The sequence below is a fragment of the Pullulanibacillus camelliae genome, from assembly GCF_014642655.1.
GTDB lineage: Bacteria > Bacillota > Bacilli > Bacillales > Sporolactobacillaceae > Pullulanibacillus > Pullulanibacillus camelliae.
In genome coordinates, this window is record NZ_BMIR01000008.1 from 151,059 (window position 1) to 167,063 (window position 16,005).

A 16,005-nucleotide genomic window follows, 5' to 3' on the forward strand; every position below is an offset into this window, starting at 1 on the left:
CGCGGCAAATGAAGGAGGATAACATGGGCTTTCTAAATAAGATAAAAAGTAAACTGACCGGAAAAAATGACTCGGTAACAAGTAAATTTAAATCAGGGTTGACCAAAACGCGACAATCCGTTGCTTCTAAAGTGAATAATCTAGTCAAACGCTATCGCAAGGTGGACGAAGAATTTTTTGAGGAATTGGAAGATATTTTAATCGGTGCAGATGTCGGTGTCAATACAGTGATGGAGATTGTTGAACAGCTAAAGGACGAGGCCAGAAGCCGAAATATTAAAGACACGGAAGCCCTTCGAGAAGTGATTGCAGAAGTATTGGCAGGCATGCTTCAAAAAGAGGACGAAGACTCCGGCATCCACATGAATCCTGATGGTTTGACTGTCCTATTATTCGTAGGGGTTAATGGTGTGGGGAAAACAACGACGATCGGAAAGCTAGCCAATCGTTTCAAACAAGAAGGAAAGCAAGTCCTTCTAGCAGCAGGGGACACCTTTCGCGCAGGAGCAATTGAGCAACTGGAAATTTGGGGCGAGCGAGCAGGCGTAGATGTCATCAAGCATCAGGAAGGCTCTGATCCTGCCGCAGTTGTTTTCGATGCGCTGGCCGCTGCCAAATCCCGTGGTGTTGATATCCTGATTTGTGATACGGCAGGTCGCCTGCAGAACAAAGTGAATTTGATGAAAGAGCTTGAAAAGGTGAAACGCGTGATTGCCCGCGAGCTTCCTGGGGCTCCGCATGAAGTGTTGTTAGCCTTAGATGCCACGACAGGGCAGAACGCTTTGAGTCAAGCGAAGACCTTTGGCCAGGCAACGGATGTGACAGGCATCGTATTGACAAAGCTTGACGGAACCGCAAAAGGGGGCATTGTCTTTGCTATTCGCAATGAGCTTGATCTCCCTGTTAAGTTTGTCACCTTGGGTGAAGGGATTGACGATATTCAACCGTTTGACGCGGATGCTTTTGTCTACGGTCTTTTTGCAGATATGCTCTCAGAAGATGAAGAGAATGAAGAGGCGAATCAAGCTGAATAGCTCTGAAAAGAAAAGAGACTTGACAGAGAATGCTGCTGTCGTTTATGATAGTTGTTGTGTAAAGGATAATAACTTTACAAGGTGGAGCTTATGCTAGAGAAAAAATTATATGTCAACGCACTTTATGATTTTTATCACTCTCTTCTGACAGAAAAACAACGCAAATATATGGATTTATATTATGTCGATGATTTTTCTCTTGGTGAAATTGCTGAAAATTTTGGTGTGTCGAGACAAGCAGTTTACGATAATCTAAAGCGTACCGAAACCCTTCTCGATGATTTTGAGAGTCATCTTCACCTTTACGAAAAATATACGGAGCGTTCCTCGCGATTAGAAGAACTACGAGCGCTTCTTGATAAAGAGCCATTTTCAAAGCAACAGGCTATTGAGATGATTGAAGGCATTGAGAATCTAGATTAGGAGGCGGCCAGATGGCATTTGAAAGTTTAGCCGACCGACTTCAGGAGACATTTAAGAAGATCAGGGGTAAGGGCAAGGTTTCTGAAGCTGATGTGAAGCAAATGACGCGAGAAATTCGTCTCGCATTGCTAGAGGCAGATGTTAACTTTAAGGTCGTTAAAGATTTTATTAATCGCGTGAAAGAAAGAGCCATTGGTCAAGAGGTCTTGAAGAGTCTGACGCCTGGGCAACAGGTCATTAAAGTGGTTCAAGACGAACTGACTGAGCTCATGGGCGGAGAGCAAAGCAAGCTTAACCTTGCGAGTAAACCCCCGACAGTGATCATGCTGGTCGGTCTACAAGGTGCCGGTAAAACCACCTCGAATGGTAAGCTGGCGAACTATGTGCGCAAACAGTTTAATAAAAATCCTTTGCTCGTCGCTGCCGATGTCTATCGACCAGCCGCAATCAAACAACTGCAAACCCTTGGCAAACAGCTGAATATGCCTGTGTTCTCACTGGGTGAGGATGCTGACCCCGTCGATATTGTAGCACAGAGTGTCGAAAAGGCTAAGGAAGAGCATCATGACGTTGTTTTGATCGATACGGCCGGACGCTTACATGTCGATGAAGAAATGATGGAAGAGCTGCAGCGCATTGAGGCAGCGGTTAAGCCTGATGAAACCTTTTTAGTTGTCGATGCCATGACGGGGCAAGATGCGGTTAACGTTGCGGAAAGCTTTAGCGAGCGTTTAAACCTCACAGGTGTCATTCTAACAAAGCTAGATGGTGACACGCGAGGTGGCGCAGCGCTTTCTGTAAAAGCTGTAACAGGACAGCCGATTAAATTTGCGGCAACGGGCGAGAAGCTGGATGCTCTTGAACCTTTCCATCCTGATCGCATGGCTTCGCGTATCCTTGGTATGGGTGATGTTTTAACACTCATTGAAAAGGCTCAGCAGGATATGGATGAGCAAAAGGCCAAGGATATGGAAAAGAAAATGCGCACAATGAGCTTTACGTTTGATGACTTCCTTGAACAGATTGGTCAGGTGCGCAAGATGGGGCCACTCGATGAATTGCTGTCGATGATGCCTGGTGCAAATAAGCTAAAAGGCATGAAAAATATTCAAATCGATGATAAGCAAATCGGGCATGTCGAGGCGATCATTCGCTCGATGACTTCTGAGGAAAAAGAGGAGCCGGACATTATCAATGCAAGTCGTAAGCGCCGTATTGCGAACGGAAGCGGCACTTCGATTCAAGATGTCAATCGTCTGCTAAAGCAATTCAAAGATATGAAGAAAATGATGAAGCAGATGATGGGTGGCACCAAAGGCAAGAAGAAGAAAAATCCGTTCAATTTACCTTTCATGTAATTAGCAATAGCTGTTTACATTATATAAAACTAAATTTATTTAAGAAAAATAGGAGTGTTTACAAAAATGGCAGTAAAAATTCGTTTAAAACGCATGGGTTCAAAAAAACGTCCTTTCTATCGTGTAGTTGTGGCTGATTCACGTTCACCACGTGACGGTCGTATTATCGAGCAAATTGGTACGTATAACCCAATCGCTCAGCCTGCTGAGGTTAAAATTGATGAAGCGAAAGCACTGGATTGGATGTCAAAAGGTGCGAAGCCTTCAGATACAGTACGCAATCTTTTCTCCAATGAAGGTTTACTAGAGAAGTTCCATCAGTCTAAATCAGCAAAGTAAGGAGACGGTTTTATGGATGAGCTGATCAAAGCGGTCGTCTGTCCACTGGTAGATTATCCTGAAGACGTGCGCATCATAGCAGAACAAGAGGCATCGCGAGTGAATTATACCCTCTCCGTTAATAAAGAAGATATGGGAAAGGTGATTGGCAAGCACGGCCGCACGGCTAGTGCGATCCGATCCGTTGTTCATGCTGCGGGTTTGTCTCATCAAGAAAACGTCACTTTAACGATACAGGAATAAAGAGATAAAGGGGAGAGGACATGAGCCTTTCCTCTTTTTTTGAAGAAGGATAAAAGTTGACTAAAGAGGTTGATAGGATTGACAGAATGGTTTAATGTAGGAAAAATTGTCAATACACATGGGATTCATGGTGAGGTACGTGTCATCAGCCGCACCGATTTCCCTGATGAACGCTATGCACAAGGCAGTGTGCTATATGCTGGCGAAGACCGCCAAGCGGATAAGCAAGCTGTAACCGTTGAAAGCCATCGTCGTCACAAGCAATTTGATTTGCTTAAATTCAAAGCCCTTGATGGGATTAATGCAGTGCTTCCCTTGAAAGGACAAACGCTCTATGTTACTGAAGAGGCACTCACAGCGCTACCAGAGGATGAATATTATTATCATGAAATCGTCGGCTGTGAGGTTTATTCTGATACGGGGATTTGTTTAGGCAAGGTAAAGGAAATCCTTTCACCGGGTGCGAATGATGTGTGGGTAGTTGATCGCAAAGGGAAAAAGGATGTTTTACTCCCTTATATTGAAGAGGTCGTCAAACAGGTGGATGTCCAGGCAAAACGGATTACGGTCCATTTAATGGAGGGGCTGATCGATGATGCAGATTGATGTGTTGTCGCTGTTTCCTGATATGTTCACCGGTGTCTTTCAATCCTCCATTCTAAAGAAGGCTGCGGATAATGACTTGGCTTCTTTTCATGTCACGGATTATCGTGATTTTTCTTTAGACAAACATCATCGTGTGGATGATTATCCATATGGTGGAGGCGCAGGGATGGTCCTTACTGCCCAGCCACTATTTGATGCTGTTGACCATGTTACGGCACAGGCCAAAGCGAAGCCTCGCGTGATTCTTATGACACCTCAGGGCGAGCGCTTTGACCACCAAAAGGCTGTAGAGCTTTCAAAGGAAGAACACCTCATCTTTATTTGCGGGCATTATGAAGGCTATGATGAACGGATTCGCGAGCACTTGGTAACGGACGAGCTATCCATTGGCGATTATGTGTTGACTGGTGGCGAGCTACCAGCGATGGTGATGATTGATAGCGTAGTCAGACTTTTGCCGGGAGTTTTAGGTAATGAGGCCTCCCCTATCGCAGATTCCTTTTCCAATGGCCTACTTGAGCATCCACAGTATACGCGACCCGCAGATTTTCGCGGTATGAAGGTGCCTGAGGTCCTCTTATCCGGTCATCACAAAAACATTGAGGCTTGGCGTCATAAAGAGTCATTAAGGCGTACGTTTGAGCGTCGGCCGGATTTATTAGAGAATTATCCGCTTAGTGAGCAAGAGAAGCAATGGATAAACGACTGGCAGCAAGCTAAGAAGAACGGATAACAAGGAAAGAAAACTTAAGTAGCCTGTGAATTCTAGCTTTAATCGCCTTTTTGATAGGCCGCAGTACATAGAAGAAAGCCTTGCATGTGACCGGATCATATGGTATCATGATTTTTGTGGCAAAATGCCAGTGATTACTGTGTTCCGCTGTAATGGCTATTGGACATTATAAGAGCATTTGTTGGAAGGAGGGGCATTATGCAATCTATTATTGATGAAATTACTAAAGAACAGTTAAGAACGGATCTTCCTGATTTCCGTCCTGGTGATACAGTTCGAGTACATGTTAAAGTTGTCGAAGGTCAACGTGAACGTATCCAAATGTACGAAGGTGTGGTTATTAAGCGCCGCGGTGGTGGAATTAGCGAAACGTTTACTGTACGTAAGATTTCCTACGGTGTTGGTGTAGAAAGAACTTTCCCTGTTCATACACCAAAAATCGAAAAGCTTGAAATTGTGCGTCGTGGTAAAGTCCGTCGTGCGAAGCTTTATTATCTACGTAATCTTCGTGGTAAAGCAGCGCGTATTAAAAGCAGATAATAACACACAAGGTCTGGTTGCATAAAACTAGACTGAGGAAAGAGACTGCGAGACGCTTTCTGGTCAAGCAGTCTTTTTTCACACTATACATAAAATGCGTCGCCCAAAAGGAGCTTCTTCAAGCTCCTTTTTTTAAAAGGGAAGAAGATATAAAGCTTTGTGGCAAGTAGCGGTAGACTCATTTGCCGCGCAGTTGCCCGATTTCCGCTATTGATTGAATGCTAACAAATAGTGGTGAGCGTTTCCAAGTGATGTCCCGAATGTAACAAAAGAGAGAGGCAAGAGAACAAAAGGTCTGGGTATTTTAACAAAAGACGCGTCCAAATTAACAAATAACGAACAAATCCAGGAGTCAAGTTTCCAAATCCGGATGTGAGCGTAACACATGGTGTAGGCAACTTAACAAAATGACCAAAAGGCGTGCCTGTTTTAATAAAAACCCTATGCAAAATAGCCAAACAGCCATCCTAAAAGACTAACCTGAACCGACTCCATCTCATTGGCTCGCTTGTCGCAAATGAGGAGCAGCATGTTATACTAGGTTTATAAAAGATGGCATTCTAGGTGCGAATGTAAAGCGAACATAAAATACTAGGGAGATTCGCACCAAATAGAAGTCTATTTTAATTCCCTTTATTTCCAATTATAAATTTTTTTGGATAACAAAAATGTATTTTTGGTAAAAAAAAGAAATGATTAAGGTTTTTTTACTAACTTCCGCTGTCGCACTCTTCATGAGTGCGTGGATTGAAATGCGCGCAACTTAAGGACGGGAAAAACCGTAGTCGTGTCGCACTCTTCATGAGTGCGTGGATTGAAATCCCTCTATCTGTCGAATGTTTGAAGATGGAGAGGGGTCGCACTCTTCATGAGTGCGTGGATTGAAATAACTAGCAAATGATTATGAGAGGGTGGTCACTTGGTCGCACTCTTCATGAGTGCGTGGATTGAAATCATTGTCATACCAATAAATCCCACCAACCTTGTACGTCGCACTCTTCATGAGTGCGTGGATTGAAATAAAAAGGCTGCAGAGTGGTTGGCCAAAGAAATTAAGTCGCACTCTTCATGAGTGCGTGGATTGAAATTTTGCGTCCATGTTCGGTAATTGCTTGCCGATTGCCGTCGCACTCTTCATGAGTGCGTGGATTGAAATGCATTGACTGGCTTGCTCATTCGAATAACAAGTTTGTCGCACTCTTCATGAGTGCGTGGATTGAAATTTAGCCTTTTTCTTCGGCTGAACTGCATCTGTTAGTCGCACTCTTCATGAGTGCGTGGATTGAAATTATTATTTGATCCGTCTGTTAAATAAAAATCCATGGTCGCACTCTTCATGAGTGCGTGGATTGAAATTCCATGCCAAAAGGCGAATTTAATCCCTTTGGGAGTCGCACTCTTCATGAGTGCGTGGATTGAAATCCTGCCTATAAAAAGATCAGAAAGTATAAAATTTCTGGTCATGAGGACGGTGCGCGATTCTGCTCCGGGCAGCTCGCTTTTCTCATGACCACACGATGTGGGTAGGGTCGGTGTTGTCACAGGACGTGACGTTTTTAGCTGATCGTCCTTAGTGGCCTCAGCTAATTTTGGAATGGATGAAGGGTGCTCCAAAATGGATCTTCGGACGCGTGCTGTTCCCGCAGGAGTCTCGCGCCTTGCGCTCCCATCCACTTGACCAGGCAATGAAGCCTCTTTCATATTGGATGATGCTCTATACTAAGGACAAGGACCGGGCATGCTTTATTTTCGCCCGGTTTTTCTTAGATACTTCAAGGAACTTTACATTCACGCGTGTTGCTTTATATCTTTGTCCTTCAAAGAGGGGACCTAAGGATGAAGGGATACATCTCTTGGCTATAATGGATAAAAAGGCTGTTTGAATGGACGATAAGCTTGGTAAAGGATTAGTTGTCAAAGGGGGCACGATAAAGATGTCTCAGAAAAAAAGAAAGTCTTGGGGAATGATCACACCTTTGATATTGGCAATCATTCTTGCTTTCGTCATACGTATTTTTGTTTTCGAGCAGATCATGGTGGAAGGGGCATCTATGCAGCCAACCCTACACTCTCATGAATATGCGCTGGTTAACAAATTGATATATAGAATAAAAAAACCGCAACGCTTTGATGTCGTCGTCTTTCATGCGGAAGCAAATGCTAATTATATTAAAAGAGTGATTGGATTACCCGGAGAGACGATAGAATATAAGCAGGATGTCTTATATGTTAATGGGAAGAAAGTGGATGAACCCTTTTCGAATAAGGATGTGACCCTCACTGGTCTATCCACTTATAATTTTAAAACAAAGGTTCCAAAGGGAACAGTATTTGTTTTAGGTGATAATCGCAGGGAAAGTCATGACAGTCGCAATCTTGGCCCCATACCCATAGCACAAATTGTGGGGCGAACCGACTTCGTGTTTTGGCCGTTGAAAGACATCAAATCTTTAATATAACATGTTAATTATTTTGAATGGTAGGTGAATCCTTATGCCAATTCAATGGTATCCCGGGCATATGGCAAAAGCCAAACGGGAAATGATTGAAAAAATGAAACAAATCGATGTTGTTATAGAGCTCGTCGATGCAAGAATACCTGAGTCGTCGAGAAATCCTTTAGTGGACGAGATTGCAGGGCAAAAGCCAAGGTTAGTCATCCTGAATAAAAGTGATTTAGCCGATTCCAAGCGAACAGAAAAGTGGCAAAACTACTATCAACAGAAAGGCTTCAGCACGATTGCCGTGAATTCGCAAACTGGAGCAGGAACAGATAAGCTCGCTGCCAGCGTCAGTCAACTGACATATGAAAGACGAAAGCGTCTCATCGATAAAGGGGTTAATCCAAGAGCTGACCGCGCGCTGATTTTAGGGATCCCGAACGTTGGAAAATCAACGCTGATTAATCGATTGGCTAATAAAAAAATCGCCAAGATTGGTGATCGTCCTGGCATTACAAAAACTCAGCAATGGATCAAGGTTGGCAATAGCCTTCAACTGCTAGACACACCAGGGATTTTATGGCCAAAATTTGAAGACCAGATTGTCGGTTTACGGCTTGCAGCTACTGGAGCTATAAAAGATGAAGTCATTGATTACGAAGAGATTGCGACCTACATATTACGCTATTTGGTACAGAATTATCCTGATGCGTTGATTTCTCGATATGGTTTATCTGGTGACTTACATGCATTAGAGCTGGTCGGACTCTATGATGAAATTGGCAAAAAACGCGGGTGTTTGATGAGTGGCGGCTTGATTGACTATGACAAAACTGCTGAAATTATAGTTAGAGATTTTCGCAGTCAAAAATTAGGAAGAGTCACATTGGAAGTGCCAGCAGATTACCAAGCCTAAAAATAGTAATCGGCATAACCGATAGTATTAATAAGCAGATAATAAATATGAACTGAGATAAAAGGATGGTTCTTTATGCGATCATCATCAATAAAAGATATTGCCAGTTTTTTAGAAGAAAAGCATACATTGACTATAGAGGAGCGGGAGCAGCTAGAAAGCGATGAGCGAAAAGGTGTCAAAGCTTTATTGACTCAATGGGAAAAGCGTCAGGCCAAGCAACAGGTTCTTATCGAGCGTTATGAGCGCATGCTGTCCTTTGAAGAGGGGCTCTACGATAAAGGCTACGCGCAAGTCGCGGGGATAGACGAAGCGGGGAGAGGCCCTTTAGCAGGCCCTGTAGTAGCTGCTGCAGTCATTCTTGATCGGGAGATTCCCATCATCGGTGTCAACGATTCGAAGCAGCTGAGCCGCAAACAGCGTCAGCGGCTTTATGAGGAAATACAAGAAAAGGCGCTTGCTGTTGGGGTGGGGCTTGCTTCTTCCCAGGAAATAGATACTGTCAATATTTATCAAGCGACGAAGCTCGCCATGCAACGAGCGGTTCAACATCTGGAAGTTAAGCCAAGTTACCTGCTCGTTGATGCGATGACCGTCCCGCTTAACATCAAACAACATGCCATTACAAAAGGTGATGCGCGGAGCGTCTCCATTGCCAGTGCCTCCATCATTGCTAAAGAAACAAGAGATCGGATGATGGAAGCGCTAGATGAGCGGTACCCAGGCTATGCCTTTACAGATCACCATGGATATGGAACGAAGGCGCACTTAGAGGCCATCGCGCGCTTAGGGCCTTGTCCAGAACACCGTAAGAGTTTTTCTCCGATAAAAGAATGGCTAAAGTAAAATAATGCTGGCATTAGCCTTGGTAGAAATTGAGCACTGTATTCTTTGTGATAAGAAGGGAGTGGCACAACGTGTTGATACCACCAGTTGGTCCGAGTGAAGGCACACAGCCTAGCCAGCTGCGTCTCTTTGACGGCCAAATATTTAAGGGGAAAGTTCTCGGGTTACTTAATAATGATACAGAAGTGCTAGTTGAGGTAGGCGGACGCGTCGTCAAATCTGATGTGGAAGTACCTGTTGAAGCCGGTAAATCTTATCTCTTTCAGTTTCTGAATCAAAGAGACCGTGCTTTATTAAAAATTATCAATACTGTAACGTCTAATGAAAGCGGCGGGACCACAAATAACTTTGCAGAGCTTATCCAAAAGTTGTCACTCCCTAATACAAAGCAGACAACAACTCTATTAAACTTTTTTTTAGACAAGGATCTTCCCATTCAAGCCTCTTTAATCCGTTCGGTACAAAGAATGGTAGGTGGGAGCCACTTAAATGAAGCCGATTTGGATGTGATTGAGCAGATGATTCGGCACCAGCTTCCCCTTGATGCCTCATTATTTCGGCAGCTTTCTGCTTTTAAATCAACACCACAGCCTTCTGAATCGCTTAATCAGCTCATGACGATGCTGCAAACATCGGGGGAGCTGGCTTCTCCGAATGCTGCGAAGCTGGCCGAATTCTTGTCAACTTGGCCAAATTTAGATCAACATCCCGCGGATAATTGGTTATATGATATTTTAAATCGCATGGGCTATTTTCATGAAGGACGACTTTTTCAATCTGCTCCTGATCACAAACCGGATGTCTCGCAGAGTTTAAAAACACTCTTGCTGTTTTTATTGAGCGAAGAAGGGGAAAATTCGGACAAAAATTTATTTCAAAATTTATTGACAACAATCACTGGACAACAGCTCCAATCTGTTCATATTGACCGTTCTCTTGTTCAATATCTTTTCACTTTACCTCTTTTATTTCAACACCAATTTAAAGATGTTCAATTGCTTTGGGAAAGAAAAAACCAAGATGATCATGAAGAGGGCCAGGCTATAGATTACCACAATATTCTTTTCGCCTTTGCTTTTTCCAATCTTGGGGACACAGTGATTAAAATTTTAGTGCAGGGGAAGACATTGACAGTCACTCTATATAATGATGAGCGTGATTTAACGGAAGTTTTAGAACACTATCGCCCATTGATTACTCAAAAATTGGCGGAGCTTGATTATCGTTTAGTCTCTCTCAGACAAACCACGGGTCAGCTTGAACAGATGAAAAATTTGTTTAAGGGAAATCAACAAGCAATGGATGTGAGAATATGAAGGAGTATCATCGCTATCCACCGACAAAAAAAGCAGTGGCCCTTACTTATCATGCTGATAAGGATGCAGCGCCTAAATTGACGGCCAAAGGCATTCAGGAAACGGCAGAGAAAATCATTGCGCTTGCCAAAGCTCATAATATTCCAATTCAACAGGACGAGACCTTAGTCGCCATGTTAAGTGCGCTCGATTTAGGTGAGGCGATTCCTCCTGAGCTTTATCAGGCAGTATCCGAGATTTTTGCCTTTGTTTATACAATGGATAAAGAGATGGAACGGTAGTTAATTTTTAAATGATAAGAATTTATAAAAATTTGAGTGCGCCTGGAATGGATCGTGCATGTTTCCGCTCCAGGCTGCTCGCTTTCTCCACGGGGGAGTGCTAAGCCTCCTCGTGCTGCGTCCTGCTAAGGTCTTACTGATCTCCCACTTCTCGCAGAACTCTAGTCTCACATTGTGAGTCAGCAACGATTCAGGAACACACGATTTTAGAGTGTTCCGAATTTCTCATGCCTTGCGCTCCCATCCGCTTGCCGTGCAATGAAGCATCTACCATATATGACTATACTCAGACAAGGACCGTGCATGCTTTTTGCCCGTTTTTTCTTATACGACAAGAAAAGTATAACTTTTCGTTGCCAGTCTATAGTATAAGTTGACTTTCGCCACGTGAAGCTTAATTGGTGATTTGCAAAATCACATCAGCTATGCCATGCAAGAAAGGCTAAGTTTGCTCTTAAATATCCCGGGATTTCTTACTGTCAGGGACTTTTGCTATTTGCCACCGGCATTTATTAAAATGCCACCGGCTTTTGTGGCGTTGCAACTGGCATTTGTCTCTTGCCTCTGCCTTTTGTTGCGCTCGCATCTCGATTTGGAAGCTTGCCCCTCGGTTTTGTTCCTTATTTGTTAACTTCAAGTTTTAGTTGTTATTTTGATCAGGCCTTTTATTAAAATGTCAGGCCTTTTGTTATTTTGAAATCGGCATTTGTTCTCTGGCCTTCCCTGTTGTTGCGCTTGCATCTCGATTTGGAAGCTTGCACCCCAGATTTGTTCTCTTTTTGTTAGCTTACGGCTTGTTTTGTTATCGTTTGTTCAGATTCGCCTATTTTGTTGTTCCAAATATAACCAACCAAATTACCGTGATACTGAAAATTGACGGTTTTAAAGTAACATAAGAGGGCTGCGTTAAAAAAGGCGATACAAATTTAAGTTTTGGTCGCCTTTTTACTGATTTATGAGCCGATTTCATCAAATTGCTGGAGATATCCCTTAGCGTTTTCGCAGGTTTCCATCAAGAAGCTCGAGCCTTCTTTAATTTTTTGGGTGTCCCATGGATTCCTTCTTGTTCGATGCCATCAGTCAGTTTTTAGGTGTAGGCTAGACCCATATCACTTTGCAACTGATTCGTTGTCTGTTTTCGCCACAGCGCCAAAATGGTGCAACCTTAGTGTGTGAGTGCAGACGCACGAACATCAGGAGTGCCAAAATGGTGCAACCTTAGTGTGTGAGTGCAGACGCACGAACATCAGGGTATGCTTAGCGAAGGGGTGAAGGATGAGCCAAGTTTTCTTGTCTAATCATTACCATTGATAAGAATTGACCAAATAGTGGACAAATCTAGACATTCTTTTATACAATAAAGAAGCAGTTGTTTTTGTTTTACTTAAGATGATAGGAGGTTGTAATCGTGAACATTCATGAGTATCAAGGAAAAGATCTCTTGAGACAATACGGTGTGCCAGTTCCAAATGGTAAAGTTGCTTTCACAGTAGATGAGGCAGTAAAGGCCGCTGAATCACTCGATTCAAAAGTAAAGGTCGTTAAAGCACAAATTCATGCTGGCGGCCGTGGTAAAGCTGGTGGTGTCAAACTAGCAAAGTCTCTTGATGAAGTACGTACATATGCTGAAGAGCTTTTAGGTAAAACGCTCGTTACGCATCAAACAGGCCCTGAAGGGAAAGAGGTTAAGCGCCTACTGATTGAAGAAGGCAGCGATATTAAAAGTGAATATTATATCGGTCTTGTTCTCGATCGTGATTCATCGCGCATTGTCATGATGGGATCAGAAGAAGGTGGAACTGAAATTGAAGAAGTAGCTGCAAAAACGCCTGAGAAAATCTTCAAGGAAACCATTGATCCTGCTATTGGCCTGCTTCCATTCCAAGCCAAACGGCTTGCCTTTAACATTAACATTCCAACAGAATTGGTGAATAAGGCAGCTAAATTTATGATTGGGCTTTATAATGTTTTCATTGAAAAGGATTGCTCAATCGCTGAAATCAACCCACTTGTAACAACAGGTGATGGTCAGGTTATCGCTCTTGATGCCAAATTAAACTTTGACGATAATGCCCTTTATCGCCATCCAGAAATCTTGGAGCTTCGCGATCTTGCTGAGGAAGATGAAAAAGAGATCGAAGCCTCTAAGTATGACCTTAACTATACCGCATTAGATGGCAATATCGGCATGATGGTCAATGGTGCTGGACTTGCTATGGCAACCATGGATATTATTAAATTCTATGGCGGTGAACCTGCTAACTTCTTGGATGTTGGTGGCGGTGCGACAGCTGAAAAGGTGACAGCAGCCTTTAAAATCATTCTTTCAGATCCTAATGTTAAAGGCATTGTTGTTAACATCTTTGGCGGTATCATGAAATGCGATGATATTGCAACGGGTGTTATTCAAGCAACCAAAGAGGTAGGACTCGAAATTCCTCTTGTTGTTCGTCTGGAAGGAACAAATGTCGAATTGGGTAAAAAATTGCTTAACGAATCTGGTCTTAACATCACTGCTGCAGAATCCATGGCGGATGCTGCTCAGAAAATTGTATCTCTCGTCAAATAGAAAGGTGGTAAGTAAAAGATGAGCGTTTATGTAAATAAAGATACTAAAGTCGTTGTTCAAGGAATCACTGGCTCCCAAGGTCTTTTCCATACGAAGCAAATGCTTGAGTATGGTACTAAGGTAGTTGCAGGAACGAATCCTGGCAAGGGCGGAACGGAAGTTGAAGGCGTGCCTGTATTTAATACAGTATCCGAAGCTGTAGCGAAAACTGGTGCAAATGTTTCCATCATTTATGTACCACCTGCTTTCGCGGCGGATGCCATTGTTGAAGCTGTTGACGCAGAGGTAGATCTTGTCATCTGTATCACTGAAGGTATTCCTGTATTGGATATGGTAAAGGTTAAGCGTTATATGGAAGGCAAGAAAACACGCTTAATCGGTCCAAACTGCCCAGGTGTGATCACTCCTGAGGAAACTAAAATTGGTATTATGCCTGGTTATATTCATAAAAAGGGTCATGTCGGCATCGTGTCACGCTCTGGTACCCTCACTTATGAAGCGGTGCATCAATTATCCGAAGCCAACATCGGTCAATCAACGGCTGTAGGTATCGGTGGTGACCCCGTAAATGGAACTAACTTTATTGACGTGCTTAAAGCCTTCAATGAAGACGATGACACTTATGCTGTTATTATGATTGGTGAAATTGGCGGAAACGCTGAAGAAGAAGCGGCTAAATGGATTCATGAGAACATGGACAAGCCTGCTATTGGCTTTATCGGTGGTCAAACAGCTCCTCCAGGAAAACGCATGGGTCATGCCGGTGCGATCGTTTCAGGCGGACAAGGAACCGCTGCTGCCAAAATTGAAACTCTTAATAGCTACGGTATTAAAGTTGCGGACACACCAGCGGTTATTGGTGAAACTTTAATCTCTGTTCTTAAGGAAAAAGGCATTTACGAAAAATGTCTTGTTGACTGATCGTGTTGAAAAAGCTCCTTTTTAGGGGCTTTTTCTTTTTAAAAGCATCAAGAGTATCCCCCTTCGCTGACGCTATTTAAGGAGATAATCCAGTAAAACCTAACGTTTTTTATGAATGCTGGGCGTTTTCGCATTCATCTATTTAATCTAGCTCTTGGTCCCTTATTATAAGAGCTCCTGGAGGCTCACCTTGCCGTTATCCAAGCGTCTCCTCGCCTGAGAAGGTGCCATTGTTTCTTACTATCCCCATGCTCATTCCCAAATTTGCTTTCATAGTAAGATGGGCAAGCATCTAAATCCTGATTGTTTCAAATTAAGACGAGTAAAAGTGCGAAAAAAGGAACCTAACAATGGAATTTGTGACAAATTCACTACATTTTTTTAAAATATTATTGAATGAAGCAGGAATTTAATCTCTCAATAGCTAAATTATTACATACACAGGATACACTATAATTTCAAAAGCAAAGAGGCGGTGGCATTTGGAAAAAAGAAAACGCTTAATTCATCTTCAGCACTGTCGAGGCATCGGCTGGAAAGGCATTGCGAAAATAGTGGCAGAAGATGACGCTCTGAAGCGTATCTATGATGAACCACTTTCGTACTTTATCGAGGTTTGTGGCTTTAACAAGAAAAATGCAGAAATCTTTTATCGCGATCTTCATTCTATAGCTATTGATAAAATCATGGAGGACTATCATAAGGAAAATATCACAATGATTACGATTTTTGATAAGGCTTATCCCAAGCGAATGAAGGCGATTTACGATCCTCCTTGGGTCCTTTACACCAAAGGGCACAATGCGTTGCTTCATAAAAATAAAATCTTAAGTGTTGTAGGGACACGCCGGCCAACTGATGCAGGGTTACGCGCTATGAGGAAAGTGATTGATCCATTGATACAGACTGGATGGACAATCGTAAGTGGTATGGCGGTAGGCGTGGATGGCGCTGCCCATCAATGTGCCCTGCAAGCTTCAACCATAGCTGTTCTAGGTTCTGGACTCCTTAAGCCCTATCCCAGACTTCATCTCTCACTATTTAACCGCATTATCGAATCTCACCTCGCAATAAGTGAGTATCCACCTAATACGCCGCCCAATCGTTGGCAGTTCCCTGAGCGAAATCGTATCATTAGTGGGCTTAGTCTTGGTACACTGGTTATTGAGGCACGCGAAAAAAGCGGTTCTCTAATCACAGCCGATCAAGCGCTGGAGCAAGGGAGAGAGGTTTTCGCGTTACCGGGTAATATATTGAATGAAAATACCATAGGAACCCATCGCTTAATTCAGCAAGGGGCTAAACTCGTTACCTCTGCAGAGGATATTCTCATGGAATTAGATAGAAGTACAGCTATTGAATCTTTCTAATGTTTTCATTATTATTAATGTGATTGTTTGACAAACGAATAGACTATATTTAAGATAAGTGAAGATTTC

16 protein-coding genes and 1 CRISPR repeat array are annotated in these 16,005 nt (G+C 43.0%); all 16 genes read left to right on the forward strand.

What is annotated here, in order from left to right; genetic code table 11:
* Positions 1-23 precede the first annotated feature (23 nt).
* The 16 genes from ftsY (at position 24) to dprA (ending at position 15,936) form a co-directional block, all read left to right on the forward strand.
* Positions 24-1,034, forward strand: a complete 1,011-nt coding sequence (gene ftsY / locus IEW82_RS10145) for a signal recognition particle-docking protein FtsY (RefSeq protein ID WP_188693234.1) — start codon at positions 24-26, stop codon at positions 1,032-1,034.
* Between the two features lie 90 nt (positions 1,035-1,124).
* On the forward strand, positions 1,125-1,457 hold the full coding sequence (locus IEW82_RS10150; protein ID WP_188693237.1) for a putative DNA-binding protein: 333 nt from the start codon (positions 1,125-1,127) through the stop codon (positions 1,455-1,457).
* An 11-nt stretch (positions 1,458-1,468) separates the two neighbouring features.
* On the forward strand, positions 1,469-2,815 hold the full coding sequence (gene ffh / locus IEW82_RS10155) for a signal recognition particle protein (protein WP_188693240.1): 1,347 nt from the start codon (positions 1,469-1,471) through the stop codon (positions 2,813-2,815).
* Positions 2,816-2,881: 66 nt separating this feature from the next.
* On the forward strand, positions 2,882-3,154 hold the full coding sequence (rpsP, locus tag IEW82_RS10160; protein ID WP_188693244.1) for a 30S ribosomal protein S16: 273 nt from the start codon (positions 2,882-2,884) through the stop codon (positions 3,152-3,154).
* A gap of 12 nt (positions 3,155-3,166) precedes the next feature.
* Complete coding sequence (locus tag IEW82_RS10165; protein ID WP_188693247.1) at positions 3,167-3,397, forward strand: KH domain-containing protein; 231 nt, start codon at positions 3,167-3,169, stop codon at positions 3,395-3,397.
* Between the two features lie 78 nt (positions 3,398-3,475).
* Positions 3,476-4,003 (forward strand): ribosome maturation factor RimM, encoded by a 528-nt coding sequence (gene rimM, locus IEW82_RS10170; RefSeq protein WP_188693250.1) that lies wholly within the window; start codon positions 3,476-3,478, stop codon positions 4,001-4,003.
* The gene (gene trmD, locus IEW82_RS10175) at positions 3,993-4,736 is read left to right on the forward strand and encodes a tRNA (guanosine(37)-N1)-methyltransferase TrmD (protein WP_188693368.1); all 744 of its coding nucleotides are present in this window, start codon (positions 3,993-3,995) and stop codon (positions 4,734-4,736) included. The genes rimM and trmD overlap by 11 nt, the downstream gene beginning before the upstream one ends.
* Before the next feature lie 198 nt (positions 4,737-4,934).
* Positions 4,935-5,276, forward strand: a complete 342-nt coding sequence (gene rplS, locus IEW82_RS10180) for a 50S ribosomal protein L19 (RefSeq protein ID WP_188693254.1) — start codon at positions 4,935-4,937, stop codon at positions 5,274-5,276.
* A gap of 722 nt (positions 5,277-5,998) precedes the next feature.
* Positions 5,999-6,698: direct repeats of the CRISPR family, unit length 32 nt; unit sequence GTCGCACTCTTCATGAGTGCGTGGATTGAAAT.
* A 512-nt stretch (positions 6,699-7,210) separates the two neighbouring features.
* Positions 7,211-7,735 (forward strand): signal peptidase I, encoded by a 525-nt coding sequence (lepB, locus tag IEW82_RS10185; protein WP_188693258.1) that lies wholly within the window; start codon positions 7,211-7,213, stop codon positions 7,733-7,735.
* 34 nt (positions 7,736-7,769) lie between these two features.
* Entirely contained in the window at positions 7,770-8,633 is an 864-nt protein-coding gene (gene ylqF, locus IEW82_RS10190) for a ribosome biogenesis GTPase YlqF (RefSeq protein ID WP_188693261.1), read from the forward strand.
* Positions 8,634-8,708: 75 nt separating this feature from the next.
* Entirely contained in the window at positions 8,709-9,479 is a 771-nt protein-coding gene (gene rnhB, locus IEW82_RS10195) for a ribonuclease HII (RefSeq protein ID WP_188693264.1), read from the forward strand.
* A gap of 71 nt (positions 9,480-9,550) precedes the next feature.
* On the forward strand, positions 9,551-10,795 hold the full coding sequence (locus tag IEW82_RS10200) for a hypothetical protein (protein ID WP_188693267.1): 1,245 nt from the start codon (positions 9,551-9,553) through the stop codon (positions 10,793-10,795).
* Positions 10,792-11,076, forward strand: a complete 285-nt coding sequence (locus IEW82_RS10205) for an EscU/YscU/HrcU family type III secretion system export apparatus switch protein (protein WP_188693270.1) — start codon at positions 10,792-10,794, stop codon at positions 11,074-11,076. The genes IEW82_RS10200 and IEW82_RS10205 overlap by 4 nt, the downstream gene beginning before the upstream one ends.
* Before the next feature lie 1,408 nt (positions 11,077-12,484).
* Positions 12,485-13,645 carry an ADP-forming succinate--CoA ligase subunit beta gene (gene sucC, locus IEW82_RS10210; protein ID WP_188693273.1) on the forward strand — a complete coding sequence of 387 codons (1,161 nt, stop codon included), beginning with the start codon at positions 12,485-12,487 and terminating at the stop codon, positions 13,643-13,645.
* Positions 13,646-13,663: 18 nt separating this feature from the next.
* Entirely contained in the window at positions 13,664-14,566 is a 903-nt protein-coding gene (gene sucD / locus IEW82_RS10215) for a succinate--CoA ligase subunit alpha (protein ID WP_188693278.1), read from the forward strand.
* A 482-nt stretch (positions 14,567-15,048) separates the two neighbouring features.
* Positions 15,049-15,936 (forward strand): DNA-processing protein DprA, encoded by an 888-nt coding sequence (dprA, locus tag IEW82_RS10220; protein ID WP_188693281.1) that lies wholly within the window; start codon positions 15,049-15,051, stop codon positions 15,934-15,936.
* Positions 15,937-16,005: the final 69 nt, after the last annotated feature.